This window comes from Luteimonas sp. 3794, from assembly GCF_031456825.1.
Taxonomy (GTDB): domain Bacteria; phylum Pseudomonadota; class Gammaproteobacteria; order Xanthomonadales; family Xanthomonadaceae; genus Luteimonas.
Map to the genome: position 1 here is coordinate 230,436 of NZ_JAVDVJ010000005.1, position 18,562 is coordinate 248,997.

General features: G+C 69.5%; 18 protein-coding genes. 5 read left to right on the forward strand and 13 right to left on the reverse strand.

Annotated elements, in window-relative coordinates:
* Positions 1–42 precede the first annotated feature (42 nt).
* The 6 genes from J2X52_RS10105 to J2X52_RS10130 all read right to left on the reverse strand — a co-directional run bounded on the left by J2X52_RS10105 (position 43) and on the right by J2X52_RS10130 (position 5,844).
* Complete coding sequence (locus tag J2X52_RS10105) at positions 43–957, reverse strand: RDD family protein (RefSeq protein WP_310152410.1); 915 nt, start codon at positions 955–957, stop codon at positions 43–45.
* Positions 958–1,013: 56 nt separating this feature from the next.
* Positions 1,014–2,012: an RDD family protein gene (locus tag J2X52_RS10110; RefSeq protein WP_310152412.1), complete on the reverse strand. Its 999-nt coding sequence runs from the start codon at positions 2,010–2,012 to the stop codon at positions 1,014–1,016.
* A 62-nt stretch (positions 2,013–2,074) separates the two neighbouring features.
* On the reverse strand, positions 2,075–2,806 hold the full coding sequence (locus J2X52_RS10115) for a GYF domain-containing protein (protein WP_310152415.1): 732 nt from the start codon (positions 2,804–2,806) through the stop codon (positions 2,075–2,077).
* Between the two features lie 134 nt (positions 2,807–2,940).
* Positions 2,941–3,414 (reverse strand): DUF494 family protein, encoded by a 474-nt coding sequence (locus J2X52_RS10120; protein ID WP_310152417.1) that lies wholly within the window; start codon positions 3,412–3,414, stop codon positions 2,941–2,943.
* A gap of 33 nt (positions 3,415–3,447) precedes the next feature.
* Complete coding sequence (dprA, locus tag J2X52_RS10125; RefSeq protein WP_310152420.1) at positions 3,448–4,599, reverse strand: DNA-processing protein DprA; 1,152 nt, start codon at positions 4,597–4,599, stop codon at positions 3,448–3,450.
* 87 nt (positions 4,600–4,686) lie between these two features.
* Positions 4,687–5,844, reverse strand: a complete 1,158-nt coding sequence (locus J2X52_RS10130) for a LysM peptidoglycan-binding domain-containing protein (RefSeq protein WP_310152423.1) — start codon at positions 5,842–5,844, stop codon at positions 4,687–4,689.
* A gap of 135 nt (positions 5,845–5,979) precedes the next feature.
* Here J2X52_RS10130 and def point away from each other — a divergent pair, with 135 nt between their 5' ends.
* The 4 genes from def to J2X52_RS10150 all read left to right on the forward strand — a co-directional run bounded on the left by def (position 5,980) and on the right by J2X52_RS10150 (position 9,701).
* Positions 5,980–6,498: a peptide deformylase gene (def, locus tag J2X52_RS10135; protein ID WP_310152426.1), complete on the forward strand. Its 519-nt coding sequence runs from the start codon at positions 5,980–5,982 to the stop codon at positions 6,496–6,498.
* Positions 6,499–6,613: 115 nt separating this feature from the next.
* Entirely contained in the window at positions 6,614–7,540 is a 927-nt protein-coding gene (gene fmt / locus J2X52_RS10140) for a methionyl-tRNA formyltransferase (RefSeq protein WP_310152431.1), read from the forward strand.
* Positions 7,506–8,837 carry a 16S rRNA (cytosine(967)-C(5))-methyltransferase RsmB gene (rsmB, locus tag J2X52_RS10145; protein ID WP_310152433.1) on the forward strand — a complete coding sequence of 444 codons (1,332 nt, stop codon included), beginning with the start codon at positions 7,506–7,508 and terminating at the stop codon, positions 8,835–8,837. The genes fmt and rsmB overlap by 35 nt, the downstream gene beginning before the upstream one ends.
* A gap of 30 nt (positions 8,838–8,867) precedes the next feature.
* The gene (locus J2X52_RS10150; protein ID WP_310152435.1) at positions 8,868–9,701 is read left to right on the forward strand and encodes a glycosyltransferase family 2 protein; all 834 of its coding nucleotides are present in this window, start codon (positions 8,868–8,870) and stop codon (positions 9,699–9,701) included.
* Between the two features lie 275 nt (positions 9,702–9,976).
* Here J2X52_RS10150 and J2X52_RS10155 read toward each other — a convergent pair whose 3' ends face one another.
* Positions 9,977–10,741, reverse strand: a complete 765-nt coding sequence (locus J2X52_RS10155; protein WP_310152439.1) for a glycosyltransferase family 2 protein — start codon at positions 10,739–10,741, stop codon at positions 9,977–9,979.
* 96 nt (positions 10,742–10,837) lie between these two features.
* Between J2X52_RS10155 and J2X52_RS10160 the strand changes: the two genes are divergently transcribed.
* Positions 10,838–11,770 carry a glycosyltransferase family 2 protein gene (locus J2X52_RS10160; RefSeq protein WP_310152442.1) on the forward strand — a complete coding sequence of 311 codons (933 nt, stop codon included), beginning with the start codon at positions 10,838–10,840 and terminating at the stop codon, positions 11,768–11,770.
* On the opposite strand, the gene J2X52_RS10165 is transcribed toward J2X52_RS10160, so the two are convergent.
* From J2X52_RS10165 to J2X52_RS10190, 6 genes are all read right to left on the reverse strand, one after another.
* Positions 11,767–13,026, reverse strand: coding sequence for a PepSY-associated TM helix domain-containing protein (locus tag J2X52_RS10165; RefSeq protein ID WP_310152445.1), 1,260 nt, complete (start codon positions 13,024–13,026; stop codon positions 11,767–11,769). The two genes, J2X52_RS10160 and J2X52_RS10165, sit on opposite strands and share 4 nt — an antisense overlap.
* 9 nt (positions 13,027–13,035) lie before the next feature.
* Positions 13,036–15,171: a TonB-dependent receptor gene (locus J2X52_RS10170; protein ID WP_310152448.1), complete on the reverse strand. Its 2,136-nt coding sequence runs from the start codon at positions 15,169–15,171 to the stop codon at positions 13,036–13,038.
* A 75-nt stretch (positions 15,172–15,246) separates the two neighbouring features.
* Complete coding sequence (locus J2X52_RS10175; RefSeq protein WP_310152451.1) at positions 15,247–16,797, reverse strand: PH domain-containing protein; 1,551 nt, start codon at positions 16,795–16,797, stop codon at positions 15,247–15,249.
* A complete protein-coding gene (locus J2X52_RS10180; protein ID WP_310152454.1) occupies positions 16,784–17,341 on the reverse strand; it encodes a PH domain-containing protein in 558 nt (185 codons plus the stop codon). Before J2X52_RS10180 ends, J2X52_RS10175 begins: the two co-directional genes overlap by 14 nt.
* Positions 17,342–17,351: 10 nt before the next feature.
* Positions 17,352–18,272 carry a lauroyl acyltransferase gene (locus J2X52_RS10185; RefSeq protein ID WP_310152457.1) on the reverse strand — a complete coding sequence of 307 codons (921 nt, stop codon included), beginning with the start codon at positions 18,270–18,272 and terminating at the stop codon, positions 17,352–17,354.
* A gap of 78 nt (positions 18,273–18,350) precedes the next feature.
* The coding region (locus tag J2X52_RS10190) for a hypothetical protein (RefSeq protein WP_310152461.1) at positions 18,351–18,562 on the reverse strand (212 nt) is incomplete at its 5' end.

The following is an 18,562-nucleotide window of genomic DNA, read 5'->3' on the forward strand; positions in this document are numbered from 1 at the left end:
TCACGCACGGGGTGGCCTGTCAAGCGCCGCCGCGGCTGCCAGTCAGGAAAAGGCCGCGATTCCCAGCAGACCCAGCAGCACCAGCAGGCCCAGCCCGGTCAGGCTGGCGACCAGCACGAGCACCACCACCGTGACCGTACCGAGCTCGCGGCGCTGCAGTTCGGGCCGGTCGGTGAACGCCCAGCGGTCGACCACCAGCGTGTCGCAGACCATGTCGTGCAGGGCCTGCTTGCGCTGGGTGAATCCGGCCATCAGAAAGCCGATCATCAGGATCATGCTGCTCAGGATGGTCGCAAAATAGCGGCCGATGCCGCGCAGGAACGAGATCCGCGCGCCATCGAGGTGCACCACCTTGATGCCGACGGCCATCTTCCCGGGTGTCGCCATCGCGTACGCGGCGTGGAACCAGGCGAAATAGAACGCCGACAGGGCGATCGAGACGAGATTGACCACCAGTTGCTCGCGCCAGAAGTCGCGACCGAAGCCGCCGACGGCCAGCAGTTCATAGGCCATGCCGCCGATCAGGGTGCTCGCGATGCCTATGATCAGGGCGTCGATTGCATAGGCGGCGAGGCGTTTCCGGAAGCCGGCGAACACCACGTCGCCGCCGTGAATGCGCGCAGCGGCCCGCGCCACATTCGCCGTCGGCGGCGCGTAGGGCGAGTGCGCGCCGCCGCCTGCGCCGGTGATCGGGCGCCAGCTTGCGTCGGGGTCCGCATGCGGGTCCTGTGCGTCACGCGACGCGACTGGTTCGAGCGCCCAGGTCTCCAGACCGGACGGCGCCCCGAACCCGAATGCCGCTGCCAGCTCCCGGAACGGCTGCCAGTCAGCCAGACCCTCGCGCCAGACGCGTGTCGAGTCGCCGACGACACCGTCCTGACGCAACTGGCGCAGCGCGTCCTGGGTGACGGGGCCATGGCGCGTCTGGCGCGCATCGGTGTAGTACCACTCGGTCATTCGTGGACATCCTTGTCATGAGTCGCGCGCGGCCGCCAGTTGCGGCGGCCGGGGGGTTAAAACGCGGCGGCGAGCCCGACCAGCATCACGAACCCGATGCCGAGCAGCAACAGCCCGGCCCAGATCACCAGGATCACCGTCGCCACCGTGCCGAGCGTGCGTTGCTGGCGTTCTGGATAGTCGGTGTAGGCCCACTGGTCGACCACGTAGGTGCTGGCGACCATGTCGTGCAGCCCCTGCTTGCGCTGGGTGAACAGCGTCACGAGGTAGCCGATGTAGAGGGTCAGGTAATTGAGCAGGTGCGAAGCCCAGCGTCCGAGCGCGCGGGCGCGGGTGATGCGGGCGCCGTCCAGCCCCGTCACCTTGATGCCGACCGCCATCTTGCCCAGCGTCGCCTGGCGCGAGGACGACTCCATCATCACGTAGTAGCAGACGCTGATCAGCGGCCAGGACAGGTACACCGCAACCAGCAACACCATGGTGCCAAGTCCGAAGTCCGGCGTACCGCTGCCCATGCGGCTCAGTGCGCCGCCCAGGCCGAACAGCACCACGGCCAAGATCATGAATGCGTAGTAGACGGCGGTGAGCAGGAACGCGTCGATGAGCAGGGCCGCGACGCGCTTGAGGAAACCCGCATCGACGACATCGCCGCCATGGACGACCGTCGCCGTGCGGACCACGGGTGCCACCGGCGGTGCATAGGGCGATGCGGCCTCTGTGCCCGCCGCCGGCGAGGCGTGCTCGGCGCCGGCCGGGTGCCACGCGTGGTCGCTGGCGTCGGCAGTCGCCGGGTCGACACTGGTCCGGGCGTGGACCGGTGCCGTCGCCGGATTGTCGGGTGCCTGCGCGGGGTCGGCAGGCAGATCGGCCTGGGCCGGGGGCGCGTCGCCAAGTTCGTGCACCAGCCCGCGCAGGGGGGTCCAGCCGTCCAGGCCCTCGCGCCAGAGCAGCGTGTCGTCACCCAGCGCGCCCTGCTGGCGCAGCTGCAGCAACGCAGGCGTCGTGATCGGGCCCTGGCGGCTGTTGGCGGTGTCGGCGTAGTACCACTCGGTCATCGTAAAGGTGTCCTGTGTTGAGTGTCGCAGGCTGCCGCGCGGCTGCGCCGGCGCGACAGGTTTCAGTTCCGGCAGGCCACCGGCAGATAGCGTGCGGCGACCGTGCCGCCGCAGGTCCAGTGGCCGGAAGCCGGGTCCAGCCACCAGGTCAGCATTTCGCCATCGATCGCTGCCAGCTCGAACCCCTGCAGCCTGAGCGTGATCTCGCAGTGGTCGCCGGGATCGGCGGCGTGGGCGTCCACGTCCAGGGTGCCCTGCGTGGTCAATACGCTTTCCACGCGTGGATGGGCGAGCAGGGTGGTACGCGCGGCATCGACATCGGCATTGGAGAACGCAGCGCGATCGGCGCCCGGAACGTGGCTGGACGTGGTGATCGGACAGGGGCTGCCGGTCGCCTGCGCGGCCTGCACCGCCAGCTGCAGCGGCGCTGCACTGGCGGCCACTTCGACGACGCCTGATCGCACGCGGTAGTCGTTGTAGGCCGGAAGCGCGATCGCCGCCAGGATCGCCAGCACCGGCACCGCCAGTCCCGCGAGCACCAGCAGCACGATCCAGCTCCAGTGGAGGCCGCGACGAGGCGGCAGCACCGCGGCCCGGGGCAGGGGCGGCGGCATCGCCGGCAAGCCCAGGGCGGGCGCCATGGACGATAGCGGCGCCCACTCGGCCATGCCTTCGCGCCAGACCGGCGTCGATGCGTGGAGACGACCCGCCTGAAACAGACGCACCAGATCGTCGGCACGCATCGGACCGATGCGCCCACCGTCGGGCGTCGCGTGGAACCAGGTGTCTGCCATCGATGATCCTGCAGGCCGGACGTCCGGCTGCTCCCCGCGTTCATCCTACCGTGGCGAACTCGATGGCCCAAGCCGCAAACGCGACAGGCGCCCGGTGGGCGCCTGTCGGTGTCGTCTGCCGATTCGCCGGCGCGTCAGTGCACGGGCTCGGGCTCGTCGGCGAACATCTGGGTTTCCATCCAGGCATAGGCCGCTTCGCTGCCGGGCTGGTTGAACAGCACCATCAGCACGACCCACTTCAGATCGTCGAGATCCAGCTCGTCCTGGTCGAGCGCCATCGCCCGGTCGAGGACCAGTTCGCGCTGGTCGGCATCGAGTACGCCGTGCTGCTCGAGGAACAGCAAGAAACCCCGGCAGTCGACATCGAGCCGGTCGAGTTCCGGGCCGGAGAACACGCGCGTCGGACCGTTGGCACGCACCACCGGCACGGCCGGGCGCTGGTCGGCCAGGGCGTCGAGCCAATCGAAGGCTTTGCTGACTTCCGCGGGACTGAAACCGGCCTGGAGCAGGCCGCTCTGGAGGGAATCGCGATCACGGACGAGGTCCGCATCCTCGGTGAAATAGTGTTCGAACAGGTACAGCAGCACATCCAGGATGCTTTCTTTCATTTCCCCTCGGCCTGCGCCCTTGGGCGCGTCGTTTCAGGACTTTCGGGAATACCGACCGTGCAGCAGAGCCACACGTCCATCCAGCTCCATGGACAGCAGCATGGCCGACGCCCGGGCGACCGTCAATCCACTGCGCGCGACCAGTTCATCCATACCGGTTGGGTCGTGCCCGAGGGCTTTCCACAACCGGTTGTAGTCCGGGTCGACGCTGTCGGGATCGGATGCGGCACCCGCGCCAGCCGTGTTCAGTATCGTCTCGCCGCTCTGGATGGGGGCGTCCAGCCGCTCGCGCAAGGCATCGGCCAGTTCGCCGGCGATCGCCGACAGGGCGCCGGTCACCTCTTCGGGCGCTTCGACCAGGGTCGCGCCGTCGCGCAGCAGCCGGTGGCAACCGCGCGCCATCGGGTTGTGGATCGAGCCGGGGATCGCGAACACCTCGCGGCCGGCATCCGCGGCCAGCCGCGCGGTGATCAGCGCGCCCGAGCGCTGCGCGGCTTCGACCACCAGCGTGCCGAGCGCAAGACCGGCGACGATGCGGTTGCGGCTGGGAAACTGCTCGCGCCGCGCCGGCGTGCCTGGCGGGTACTCGCTGACGACCGTGCCCGCTTCGACGATGCGTGCGTGCAGGCGCAGGTTCGAGCGCGGATAGGGGGTGTCGATGCCGCTGCCGAGCACGGCCACGGTATCGCCGCCGGCGTCGAGCGCCGCGGTGTGCGCGGACGCGTCGATACCGCTGGCCAGCCCGCTGACGACGGACAGGCCGGCGGCGGCGAAGCGGGCGGCGAACAGCGCCGCGTTGTCGCGCCCGCCCGCGGTGGGCGCGCGGCTGCCGACCACCGCCACGCCGGCGCGCCACAGCCGGCACGGGTCGCCTTCGACGAACAGGGCCAGCGGCGGCGCCTGCATGCGCTTGAGCAGCACGGGGTAGTCGGGATCGTGCCAGCCGATCACGTGGCGGGCGGGGGCGGCTGCGCGCCAGCGTCGCCAGTCGTCAACCGCATCTTCCGGCCCGGCCAGGGCCGCGCGCTGCGCGGCATCGAGACCGGCGTCGCGCCAGGCCGAAGCGCCGCCTGCCAGTGCGGCGGCAGGGCCGTCGGCATGTTCGAGCAGGCGGCGGCGCGGGGCCGTGGCACCGCCGGCGTGGATCAGGCGCAGCAGTGCGTGGAGATCGGCTTCGTGGTCCATGCAGGCAGCCTAGGCTGCACATGAAAACGGCACCCGAAGGTGCCGTCGTCTGATGCCGTCGGAAAAGCCCGCAGCGCGGGCCGCCCCTTACTGTTCGGCGTCCGGGTGCTTGAGCGTGTAGCCGACACCGGCCGGCTTCTCGCCTTCCATCACCAGCGCGTAGCTGACGAAGTCGAAGGTCAGGAAGACCATCGCGTGCGCGGCGTACTCGTCGGGCAGCCGGTCACGGCGCGTGCCTGCGTTCGGCGAGTCGGTGATGCGCGAGGTGTTGGGATGGTTCACCCGGTCGACGACGTGCGAGCCGGTGCGCCAGATCGAGAACACGGTGCCGTTGTCGACGCCGTTCTGGTGACCGGCCGAAATCGCGATGACATCGCGCGGACCGCCGGTGACCAGCATGTCGGCGACACCGATGACGCGGGCGTCGGCCGACAGCGCATCGGCGCTCGGCGGATGCGGGAAGAACTGCAGGTCGTAGGGCTGCGGATTCACCGGCACGATGCGGTCGCCGGCGCGGGCCTCGTAGCCGTTGTTGTCCAGCGCCAGCGCGGTGGTATCGCTTTCCGCGGTCGGGCCGTGCACGACCGTGCCGACGCCCATCTGCACCATTTCGTAACCGAGGAACGCGTCCTGCTGGCGCGACTCCGGCTGCGTCTGCGACCACAGGTTGCTCTCGCCCGGGATGCGCTTGCCGCGGAAATCGAGCTCACGCGAACGTCGTGCGCCGTAGAACTCGGTGGCGGCGCGCAGTACGGCGTAGCGCTCACCCGGCCGGGCGTTGTCCAGGCCCTTGACGTAGACGTTGCGGTCCACGCTGCCGCGCAGGCGGCCGTCTTCGTAACCGAGCACGTAGGGCAGGGTCTCGAAGTCGAACACGATGCGGCGGTTCTTGAGGAACGGCTCCACGTCCGACAGCGGAATCGCACCGATCGGCGAGGCGTCGACCAGACGCGGGCCCGGGCGCATCGTCACGCGGTTGAGATACGCCAGGCTGATCACGTCGCCCGGGTAGATCAGGTGCGGGTTCGCGATCTGCGGATTGGCCTGCCAGATTTCCGGCCACAGCCACGGCTTGTCGAGGAACCGGCCGGCAATACCCCAGAGGGTGTCGCCGCGGACCACGACATAGGTCTCGGGATGATCGCCGCGCATCTGCTGCGCAGCTGCGAATGTGGTGACAGTCAGCAACGCGACGGCGCAGCCCGTGCGGAACGACCTTGAAAGGCGTTGAAGCGTGCCGGCCATCTACCTGCTCCCCTTGGATTTTTCCCCTTGCAGCGGCGCAATATAGCCTGAAAGGTCCGCGCGGACGCAAGTGTGGGGCACGTTACAATGGCCGCTTCGCTCCCGCGGCTGTGACCGCCTTCGCTCTTCGACCCCATGGCCCTGCTCGAGATCCTCGAATACCCCCATTCCCGCCTGCGCAAACTGGCCGAGCCGGTTGCGGCCGATCGTTTCGCCGATCCCGCGTTCCAGCGCCTGCTCGACGACATGTTCCAGACCATGTACGAAGCGCCGGGCATTGGCCTGGCCGCGACGCAGGTCGATACCCACGAGCGTTTCATGGTCATCGACGTGACCGAGGGCCGCGAGCAGCCGCTGGTGTTCGTGAACCCGGAAATCCGTGATCGCTCGGCCGACCTGCGTGTCCATACCGAAGGCTGCCTGTCGATCCCGGGGATTTTTGCCGACGTGACCCGCGCCGACGGCATCACCGTCACCGCGCTCGACCGTCATGGCAAGCCGTTCGAGCTGAGCGTCGACGGCCTGTTGGCCACCTGCGTGCTGCACGAAATCGACCATCTCGACGGCAAGCTGTTCATCGATTATCTGTCCCCGCTCAAGCGCGACCGTGCGCTGAAGAAGCTCGAGAAGCTGCGCAAGGACGAGCGCGGCTGAGTCGTCCGCCGCACGCGGCCCGGTCTGTCGGACGCGCGCGACGCTGCGTCACCTGCGCGCTGTCATCGCGCCACGCGTCCCGCCCTGGCGGGACGTCTTTCAGGAAGCAACGCCCATGAAACTCGTGTTCGCCGGCACTCCCGATTTCGCCGTGCCGTCGCTGCTGGCAGCCGATGCGCGCCATGAAGTGGTCGCCGTCTACACCCAGCCAGACCGCCCTGCCGGTCGCGGCCGCGCGCTGACCGCCTCGCCGGTCAAGCAGATGGCGCTCGAGCGTGGGCTCACCGTGCACCAGCCCGAGCGGCTCAAGGGCGCCGAGGTGCTCGACACCCTGCGTGCGCTCGAACCGGACCTGATGATCGTCGTCGCCTACGGCCTGCTGCTGCCGCAGGCGGTGCTCGATATCCCGCGCTTCGGCTGCTGGAACGTGCACGCCTCGCTGCTGCCGCGCTGGCGCGGCGCGGCGCCCATCCAGCGGGCGATCCAGGCCGGCGATGCCGAGACCGGCGTGTGCCTGATGCAGATGGAGAAGGGCCTCGACACCGGGCCGGTGCTGCTGCGCCAGTCCACGCCGATCACGCCCGAGGACACCGGCGGGAGCCTGCACGACCGGCTGGCCGAGTTGGGCGCCCAGGTGCTGGGCGACGGCCTCGGCCTGTTGCGGGCCGGCATGCGCCTGGGGCAGGCCGTGCAGCCGGAGACCGGCGTCACCTATGCGCACAAGCTCGACAAGGCCGAAGCGCGGCTGGACTGGTCGCGTCCGGCGCGCGAACTCGCCGACACGGTGCGTGCGTTCAATCCCTGGCCGGTGGCGGAGGCGGATGTCGCCGGCGAACGCCTGCGCATCCATGGCGCAAGTCTCGCGCCGCTGGTGCACGGGCAGTCACCGGGCAGTGTCCTGGCCGCGGGTCGCGAGGGCATCGTGATCGCATGCGGTGAAGGTGCGCTGCGCCTGCAGCGCGTGCAGCGTGCCGGCGGCCGCGTGATCGACGTCGCCGACTACCTCAATGCGCGCAGCGACCTGCGCCGCGCGGGCGTCTGACGTGGACCACGGCGCACAGGCGCGGCTGGTCGCGGCGCGCGTCATCGACGCGGTGCTGCACCACGGCCGTTCGCTGAAGGGTGAACTGTCGACGGCGCTGGCCGGCATCGACGATGTGCGCGACCGCGCGCTGGTCGAGGCGATGGCGTTTGCTGCGGTTCGCCATCAGGGCCGCTATGCCGCGGCCTTGTCACGCTGGATGCCGCGTCCGCCCGGCGCGCGCGACGCGCCGCTGCGCGCGCTGCTCTATGCCGGCTTCGCCCAGCTCGACCCCATGGGCCTGCCGGCGCACGCGGCGCTCAACGCCACTGTCGATGCGGCCCGCCTGCTGGGCCGCGCACACCAGGCCAATCTGGTCAATGCACTGCTGCGACGCGCGCAGAAGGACGGCCTGCCGACCGCCGCGGCTGATGCGGCATGGCCGGCCTGGCTGCTCGCCGAAGTGCGCGCCGACTGGCCGCAGGATGTCGAGGCGATCCTCACCGCCAGCGCTTCTGCAGCGCCGCAATGGTTACGGGTCAACACCCGTCGCGGCACGCGCGACGCTTATTGCACGCGCCTGATCCAGGCGGGTCTGCAGGCCGATGTGCCGGACGACATGCCCGATGCATTGCGCCTCGCGACGCCGGTGCCGGTCGATGCATTGCCGGGGTTCGCCGATGGTGACGTGTCGATCCAGGACGGCGCCGCGCAATGCGTGGCCGATGCGCTGCAGCCGGCGGCCGGCGCGTCCGTGCTCGATGCCTGCGCCGCGCCCGGCGGCAAGAGCGCGCATCTGCTGGAACGCGATCCCGCGCTGCGCCTGCTGGCGATCGATATTGCCGCGCCGCGCGTCGCGCGGATCGAGCAGACCTTCAAGCGGCTGGGCATCGGCGCGCAGGCCCGCGTGCGCACCGCCGATGCGCTGGACGCCGCACGCTGGTGGGACGGCGCGCCGTTCGACGCGGTGCTGCTGGATGCGCCGTGCTCGGCGACCGGTATCGTGCGCCGCCAGCCCGACGTGATGCTGCATCGGCGCCCCGCCGATCTCGATGCATTGGCCCAGCTGCAGTCCCAGCTGCTTGATGCACTGGCTGCCGTCGTCGCGCCGGGCGGCATCTTGCTCTACGCGACGTGTTCGATCCTGCGCCGCGAGAATGCGGCGCAGGTCGAGGCTTTTCTCGCGCGCCAACCGGACTTCGCGCTCGATCCGCTCGACGCGCGTTTCGGCCGCGACACCGGTGCCGGCCACCAGCGACTGCCGGGCGAATCGGGCATGGACGGCTTCTTCTACGCGCGCCTGACGCGTCTGCGCTGAGCGCGCGCGAGGCTCGCTAGAATCACCGGCATGCAGACGCCCGCCGCCAGCCTGATCATCAGCGCCTACAACAACGCCGACTGGCTGCAGCGGTGTCTGTGGGGCTATGCGCACCAGGACCGCACCGATTTCGAACTGATCGTCACCGACGACGGCTCCGGGCCGGACGTCGGCGCGCTGGTCGAACGGATGGCCGGTGAACTGCCGTTTCCGGTGCGCCACGTCTGGCACGAGGACGCGGGCTTCCGCAAATGCACGATCCTCAACCGCGGGATCGAGGCGGCACGTGCGGACTACCTGGTGTTCTCCGACGGCGATTGCGTGCCCCGCGCGGATTTCGTCAGCCAGCATCTGCGCCTGCGCGAGCAAGGGCGTTATCTCGGCGGCGGCTACTGCAAGCTGCCGATGGACCTAAGCCTGAAGATCGACCGCGACGTCATCGCGCGCGGCCTGCATACCGACCTCAATTGGCTCAAGGCCAACGGCCTGCCGCGCAAGAAGCGCTCGCTGAAACTCTGGGCGCGCCCGGGCTGGCGCGAGCGCTTGCTCAATGCCACCACGCCGACCCAACCGCGCTGGGCCGGCAACAACGCCTCGGGCTGGAAGGCGGACCTCGTGCGCGTCAACGGTTTCGACGAGCGCATGACCTACGGCGGCGAGGATCTGGAACTCGGCGAGCGTCTCGCCAATGCCGGCGTGACCGGCAAACAGATCCGGTTCTCGGCCGTGTGCATCCATCTCGATCACGCGCGCGGCTACGTGAAGCCGGAAATGAAGGCGGCCAACCAGGCGATCCGCGATGCGGTGAAGGCGGGGCGGTCGACCTGGACCGAGTTCGGGCTGGTGCACGGGCCAAAACCCTGAGAGCGATTCCGGGTGGGTTGCGCCTGTGGGACGGGCAATATCGGGATGGCCCCTCGCGTGCGCGCGCTCCTACAGGGGCGGGCGGGACGATCGCGCGATCATCCTGCCTACGTTTGCATCGTCAACGAATCAGGCGGTCTGACGCACAGCGCGTGGATCGGGGCTGGCGCTGATCGATTGAACCCGGTGTAGGAGCGCGCTTGCGCGCGATGGGGCATTGCCGGAACGTCCATCGCGCGCGAGCGCGCTCCTACAGGGGTGGACAGGCTCAGCGCTCAGGACATCGCGCGCAGGCGCTGGTACTTCTCCAGCACGTAAGCGGCCTGCGCGCGGTGGAAGCGCCAGCCGGGCGCGCCGTCGAGCAACGCGCCACGCAGCAGGTACTGCTTGAGCAGATAGGCGGCCGCGTGCAGCGGGCCGTCGAGCGTATTGGCACGCTTGCCCGCATCGCGCCGTTGCTGCGCCCACAGCGCGGCGTACTTCGACAGTTTGGTGACGTGCTCGGCATGGCTGCGCGAGGTGTCGTGTTCGAAATCGGCGTCGAGTTTCGCGACGGTCTTGCCTTCGAGGTCGGGGCGCTCATGCACCTGCGACGGCAGGTAGCGCCAGCCCGCGCGGACCAGACGCTCCATCGGCTCGCCACCACGCAGGCGATGGCCGAGGAACCAGTTGCGGCGGGTCAGCAGCCAGGCATCGGCGGTCTCGACACGCCCGTCCGCGAACAGTTTGCGGACCGTGGCGTCGGTGCCCGGCGATAGCCATTCGTCGGCATCGAGCAGCAGCAGCCAGTCGTGCACGGCAAGGGTATTGGCGAAGGTCTTCTGCGCCGCGTAGCCCAGCCAGTCCTGGTGCACCACGCGCGCGCCGTGCGCGGTGGCGACGGCGACGGTGTCGTCGGTCGAACCGGAATCGACGACGATCAGCTCGGCGCACAGGCCGCGGATCGAGTCCAGGCAGCGGCCGATGCGGTCGCCCTCGTTCTGGGTGATGACGACACCGGAGATGGGGAGCGGCGCAGTGGCGGGTGCAGGAATCGGCATGCGGCGATTGTCGCCGATCGCGCCGGCGGCGTCCGGGCGTGGCGGGACGCGTTGTTATGATGCCGGCGCCGCATGCGCGGCGTCTGCCCGATGTCCATGACCGCTCCCGTCCGTCCCACCGTCAGCGTGCTCGTCTCGAGCTACAACTACGCCGCGTTCGTCGTCGAGGCGATCGAGTCGGTGCTCGCGCAGACGGAAACTCCGCTCGAGATCATCATCGTCGACGACGGCTCGCGCGACGGCTCGCCCGAGCTGCTGCGCCGGCACTACGGCGACCATCCGCAGGTCACGATCATCGAACAGGCCAACGGCGGTCAGCTGCAGGCGTGGATCACGGGGTTTTCGCGGGCGCGCGGCGACATCGTGGCACTGCTCGATTCGGACGACCGCTGGAACCCCGACTATCTGCAGCGCATCGTCGATGTCTACGCCGCGCGGCCGGAAGTCGATTTCGTCTACACGAACATGCAGCTGTTCGGGGATCTCGACGAGCCGATGTTCAAGCCCGGTCGGGACCGCGACCTGGGCCTGTCGATCCTGCTCAATGCCTACTACCACCGCTTTCAGGGCGCGGCGACATCGGCGGTGAGCCTGCGCAGCACGCTGATGACGCGCCTGCTGACGCTGCCGCCCGAGCGCGCGGCCGACTGGCTCTCGCGGCCGGACGACTGCATCGTCTACGGCGCCGACATCCTCGGCGCGCACAAGGTCTACCTCTCCGACACCCTGGTCGGCCACCGCGAACACGGCAGCAATGCGCTCAAATCCTTCGGGCCGTCGCCGTTGCGCGTGTACCGCCACGTCGTCGGCAGCGAACGCATGCTCGAGTTCTATCGCCAGCAGGCCGGCATCACGCCGCGCTGGTTGCGCATGGCCAAGGCCGAATTCCGCACCAAGCCCGCGCCGACGTTCTGGGAACTGCGCGCCTATAGCTGGTTGCTGTTCCAGGCGCCGATGCCGCTGGTCAAGCGCATCGAGCATTGGGTCGGCATGCTGTCGCACTACCTGCGGTCGCGACGCGCGCGCTAGGCGGCGCGCAGCGCGACGGCCAGCAGCCAGCCCCAGACGCACAGCAGCGGAATCCAGAGCCAGCGCCAACGCGCCACGCCGGTCCACACCTGGCGCCACGGACTGATTGCCATGGCGTGCGTATTGCCTTGGCGACGCGCCGCGGAGCGCAGCGCATCGGACACCCGCAGGCCATAGAGATAGACGCCGGTCACGCTCAGGGTGGTGAGCAGCGCGCCGGAGACGAACCACAGCCAGCGCACCGGCCACCCGCCGAATGTGCCGAAATGCAGCGGATCGGCCATCTCGGAAATGCGCTGATGGATGCCCATGTCGCGGCCATCGCGTTGCCCGGTCATGCGGTGGTCCTGCAGGTCGTAGCCGACTGCATTCGCACGGTCGCGCACCAGCCAGGCCTGCGCTTCGCCATCGAGCAGCAGGCTGCGCGCGCTCACGTCGTGCAGGCCGCGGACTTGCAGTTCCGGCCACTGCCGTGCGACCTCCGCGACTGCGTGATCGATCGCCTCCGCATCGGCCGGTGCGGTGGCGACCTCTGGCTCGGACAGCACGATATCGGCCGCAGGGCCGGCGCCCCCGCCCAGCGATTCGACGAGATACCAGCCGCCGGTCAGTGCGATCACTGCGATGAACCACAGGCTCCAGACGCCTGCCAGACGATGTACGTCGCCCCACAGTCGACGCGGCCTGTCGGCGCGCGGCCAGGTCAGGAAGCCGCGCCACCAGCGCTTGTAGATGTACAGACTGCTGATCAGGGTCAGCAGCAGCGGCACCGCCAGTGCCGATACCAGCGGCACGCCGATCTTCAGCGGCAGCATCAGATGCCGGTGCGTGTTGCGCAGGATCCGCTGCGCGTTGAACCAGGTGGTGTCGCCGGTGACGCGCCCGCTGTAGGGATCGACCCAGACGAAGCGGCGCGCGCCATCGGGCAGGCGCATCACCGCGCGCGCGGCGAATCGCGACGCATGCGGCGCGGACAACGACTCGAGCGTCCACTGCGGATACGCGCGCTGCACCGCAGCCGTCATCCCGCCCCAGCTCGCGCGCTGCACGGTGGGGGTCACCCGAGCCTCGGGGAAGACCAGCCAGTCGATCTCCTGCGAGACCGTCGCCAACGTGCCGGTCAGGCACACGAACGCCATGAAGATCGACAGCTTCAGGCCGATCCAGCTGTGCAGGTCGAACCACAGGCGACGCCCGCCGCCGCCCTTGGCGGGTGCGGCGGTCGTGTGCGGGCGCGCGGCTGGCGTCGTGCTCACAAGCGTCGATCAGAACGTGTAGGCGGCCTGCAGATAGAGGCGCCGCGGCTCGCCGGGGAAGTGCCCGTTGCGGGTGAGGAAGCCGCTGGCCGCGTAGACCCTGTCGAAGACGTTCTTGACGTTGGCCTGGAACTTCCACGAGCGCCAGTGCGTCTGCCAGCTCAGGTCGAACACGGTGTAGGGCTTTACCCGCTGGCCATCGAGGCTGACGCGCTCGCCGGTGTAGTCGAGGCCGAACCCAAGCGCCGATGACAGCGCCGGCAGGTCGTGGCGCGACCACAGCCCCAGCTTGTTGCGCGGCGCGTTGGCGAAACGGTCGCCGGACGCATTGACGATGCCATTGCTGCCGGCGTCGACCACACGCGCATCGTTCCACGCATAGGCGAGGCTGAGCACCCAGTGTTCGGTGACGTCGGCGAGCAGGTCGAGCTCCAGCCCTTCGCTGCGCACCAGGCCCAGCGGCGCGAGCTGGTTGACGCCATCGCGCACCGCGCCGGTCGCCTGCACGATGTTGCTGCGTTCGATCCGGTACAACGCGGTGCCCAGGGTCATGCGTCCGTCGGCGAGCTCGGTCTTCAGCCCCGCTTCCCACTGCCTGCTGCGTTCGGCATCGAAGGGTCCGCCCGCGGCGGGGTCCTGGTTCGCGGTGGCCTGCGGCAGGAAGCCGCTGGCGACATTGGCGTAGGCGTTGATGCCTTCGGCCAGGGTGTAGGTGCTGCCCAGGCGCCAGCTCAGGTCCTGACCGTCGACCGCCCCGCCGGTCACCCGGTCTTCGTCCTCGAACCCATCCCAGCGCAGCCCGGCGAGGACGCGCCAGCGCGGCGTCAGGGTGATCTCGTCCTGCACGTAACCGCCGAATCGCAACCCGCGCGTGCGCGTCGTGCGCCACGGCAGCCGGTCCAGACCGTAGTCGAACCAGCCGCTACGCCCGTAGACCGGTGCGAACAGATCGATGCCCGGGACGGGCCCGGCGCCACGGGCGAGGTCCGCGCTGTTCGCGGTTTGCGCCGTGAAGTCCGCGTCGAGCCGATACCAGTCGGCGCCGAACAGAAGCTTGTGTTCGACGGCGCCGGTGGCGAACCGCCACACCGCATTGCCGGCCACGGTCAGGCCTTCGTTGTCCCGGATCTGGTTGCGCAGCTGCCGGGTCATCCATTCGGCGGTGCCATCGCGGTCACGGTCGATCAATCCCATCGGCTCGTGATAGATCTGATGCTCGCTGTTTTCGAACCAGCGCGCCGACAGATCCACATCCCACGCCGCCGACGGCGACGCGCGGTACTGCGCCAGCACGACACGCGCGTCCATGTCGAGGAAGTCGGTGGCTTCGTTGTGGTTCCAACGCCGGTCGGTCAGGAACGTGCCGGCATCGTTCACCGGCACGCCGCGCAGGCGGTTGCCGCCCAGATTCTGGGTGATGTCGGTGAGCTGCAGCGTCAGTTCGCCGGTCTGTCCCACGTCGAACGCCACCGAGGCATCGCCGATGCGGCTCTCGCTGTCCGCGTTCCAGCGCACACCTGCGTCGCCGTCGGCATGCAGGCCGAGCCGATAGCGCGCGCCCGGCGTGACCGCGCCCGTGGCTTCGAAGGAGCCTGAAACGTAATCGGCGTTGCCGGCGGACACCTCGATCCGGCGCCGCGCCTGCCCCTGCGGCTTGCGGGTCACGTAGTTGATGACGCCGCCCGGTTCGCCGCCGCCGTACAGCGCGCCGGCCGGACCCTTGAGCACCTCCACGCGCTCGATGTTGAACAGCTGCGGCACCGAGAAGCCGGCGTAGGGATCGCCGCGCAGTCCGTCGTAGAGCACGTTCTCCTGGCGGAAGCCGCGCAGCGTGACCCCGGCGTAGCTGAAGAAGCTGATGCCGCTGATGCTGCGATACAGATCGGTGACGTCGTGCGCCGCCTGATCGTCGATCAGTTCGCGTGGCAGGACCTGGACCGACTGCGGCACCTGCGACAGGGGCGTGTCGGTGCGCGTGCCCACCGCTGCGTCATCGCTTCGATAGAGCGTCTGTGCACGCCCGGTGACGCGCACGGCGTCGAGGTCTGTCGGCGCGGTCTTCGTCGCGTCCTGCGCGGAAGCGGGGAGGGTGGGGAGACAGAGCGCGGCCGCGATGGAGAGGAAAACACTGCTGCGAAGACGCATTGCGGAAACAACCGGTCGGGAAGTCCCCACATGATAATGAATCTCATTGTCAAAAACAGCCCATTCAGGCGCGTATTACCAGCGCAGTGGGCGCCGCGCGATCTCCCGGGCAAGCGTGGCGTGGATGCGCGCGGCATCGGCCAGCGGCAGGAAGCGCAGGCGCAGCGGCGTGGTCATCGCGTTGGCGCCAGCGGTGTCGAGCCAGACCGAGGCCATGCCGAAGCCGCGGTCCAGCGGCGACTGGCGCAGTTCCACAGCCTCCAGCTTGCCGAGTTCGGCAAAGCGCCAGGTGCGTGACCACCAGCCTTCGCGCACCGCGACCAGTGCATCGTCGACCACATAGCCCGCGCGCGCGGCGTGGCGGCGCGCGACGAACACCGACCACGGCAGCCACAACAGGCCCAGCGCGCCCCACCACTGGAAGAACCACGCCAGCACCGCGCATAGCCCGACCGTCATGAAGAGGTCGCCGAGCACCAGCCGCTGCCACGCGCGTGGGTGCAGCGGCTGCCAGTCCACCGGCGGCCAGGCAGGCAGCAGCGCAATGTCGCGCACGATCGCATCGCAGGTGTCGGGCGGCGCGATCGGCGCCAGCGCGTCGAGCCCGCGCTGCGCATTCGCGTTGCCCTGGCCGTCGCTGCCGCGCGCGCTGGCGGTGTCGATCTCCAGCGTGCGCCGCGCGAACAGGCGGTGCAGCACGCCCTCCTGCTGCGTCCATGCCTGGATGCGTCGGCGCGGCACACTACTACGCGAGCGGCCGAGCAGGCCGCGCTCGACGGTCAGGCGCCGGCCCTGCCGCTGCAGGCGGAACCCGTGGTAGCGCAGCAGCGACAACAGCACGGAGAACGCACGGATCAGCACCAGCGCCGTCGCGACGACGCCCATCAGCACCAGGCCCTTGGCCATCCAGGTCGTCGCGAAACCGCTGGCATAGCCGAAGGCCTCGCGGCCGTACTCGACCAGCAGCCGCCCCATCGCGCGTTCGGGCATGACCTGGAACGACAGCGCGACCGCACCGGCGACGACGATCAGGCCGCGATTCGAGATCAGGCCGAGCTTGACCACTTCCCAGGTCGACAGCGCCAGCAGCGTGGTGCCCTCGGGCGCGGCGACCGGTGTGCCGTCGGGCGTCGCAATGACCGCATCGGCGCAGCCGCGATCACGGATCAGCTGTTCGAGTGCCAGCGCCTCGGGCATCCGCAGCACACGCATCTGCGCTTCGGGCTTCGTGCCGCCAGCCGATTCCAGCCGGACTTCAGCCACGCTCATCAGGCGGTGCAGCAGGGTCTGGTGGATCGCGACGTTGTGGATGCGCGAATACGGGATCTGCCGCACGCTGCGCTCGAGCAGACCGCTGCGCACGACGAGCCGGTCGTCGTCGATGCGGTAGCGGAATGTCAGGTACTGCCACACCGACACGATGACCAGCGCGCCCACACCGATCATCGGCAGCCACCACGGATAGCCGTCGTCGCGGCGGCCGCCGGCGAACACGAGCACGGCCAGCGGCACGATGAACTGCCGCAGGTTCTGCAGCAGCACGAACAGCCACGAGCCCGGATGCAGGCGGCGCTCGTGATCCTCCGGCAGCAGCGCCTCGGGCGCGGCCGGATCAGGCGTCGTCATGGTCGTCGTCGCGGGCGGCGCGCGCGGCCAGCGTGTCGCGCAGACGCTCGGCTTCTTCGAAGTCCAGACCCGACAGCGACAGCGCGCTGTTGCGGGTGCCGGCGGTATGCACGATCAGCGTCGCCAGCCCGAACGCGCGTTCCAGCGGGCCTCGGCGCACGTCGAGATGCTGCACGCGATTGCCGGGCACGCGTGTGTCGCTGCGCCACAGGTGCCCACGACGCACGCCGAAGCCGTCGTCGTCGAGCCGCCAGCGCGTGCGCAGCCAGCGACGGCGCGCGATCCACACCGTCCAGGCCGGAATCACCAGTAGCAGTGCCCCGGCGATCGCGAACGACAGCGGCTGGCGGTCGGCGGCGATCAGGCCGACGCCCAGCGCGATCGCCAGCGGAATCAGGGTGCCGATCAATGTGGAGATCGTCGCCAGCGTGCGTGCCCGCAGCGGCAGCGGCTGCCAGACATCGGTCTCGACCTGCGGCGCAGGCGCCGCCGGTTCGACGGGCAGCGGCGGCGGTGTGGCGGCGTGGTCTTCGCTGGCGGTCATCGGCGCGTGCTCATCGTCGACGTTCGAGGTCGAGATAGGGATTGTCGTCACCCGAGCCGGACGGCCGGGCCTTGTAGCGCTTGTAGGTCCACTGGTACTGCGCAGGGTCACGCCGCGCGATGTGTTCGACGCCGGCGTTGAGCGCGGTGGTCGCGCGCACCAGGTCGGCATCGGCGATCGCGGGATGTGCGGGCTCGATGCGCAGCGCGAAATCCGGACCGTCGCCGATGCGCTCGCAGTACGCGAACAGCACGGTCGCGCCGGTGCGCTCGGCGAGTCGCGAGGCCAGCGTCATCGTCAGCGCCGGCATGCCGAAGAACGGGGCGAACGCGCCGTCGCCGGCCTTGGGCTGCTGGTCGGGCAGGATGCCGACCACGCCGCCCTCTTTGAGTGTCTTCCACAACTGCCGCACGGCCGGGCCTTCCGCACGCACCTGACGCACGCGGTCCGGTACGCCGGCGCGCACGCGGCGCAGGAAGGCTTCGCCGACCGCCGAATCCGGCGCGCGATAGAGGATCGAGATCGGCGTGCGCGCAGCCAGCCACTGGTTGAGCAGTTCCCAGTTGCCGTAATGCGGCGCGCACACGATCAGGCCGCGGCCATCGGCCAGCGCCGCGTCGAACAGGCCCACGCCGTGCTGCTCGCGCAGCATCCGCAGGTTGCGCGCATGCGGCCGCGTCCACAGGCGCAGGGTTTCCAGCGTCTGCAGCGCGGTGGTGCGCAGGACGGCCTTCTGCAGCGCGGACCGTTCGTCGTCGGTCAGTTCGGGATAGGCGAGTTCGAGATTGCGCAGCGCGACCCGGCTCTCGCGGCTGCCGGCCAGCCGGCCCAGCGTTGCTACGGCGGAAGCGATGGCACGCAGCACCGGCGTCGGCAGCGCGCCGACCAGTTTGGCAAGCAGATACAGGCAACGGGCGATCAGATCCGGCATGCATGAAGTCTAGGGGGTGTCGCTCGGGCGGCGATAGGGCGGGGTGGAGACCGCTGGCTTCCCGATGTGTCTGTGGGGTCATCCACTGATCGCGCGATGTGCGCCCGAGGGTGTCAGGTTCTTGCGATCGCTCTCGCGGTTGCTGTTGTACTTGCTGTTGCTCTCGCTGTGCTTTGGCTTCCAGCTTTTGACTTCAATCGAGCCGTAGAGCGAGCCGAGCATCGCAGGGCGGCGGGGTCGAAGAGCAGCCCATGTCTGAGCGCAGCGAGTTTGGGCTGCGTGCCCCGTCG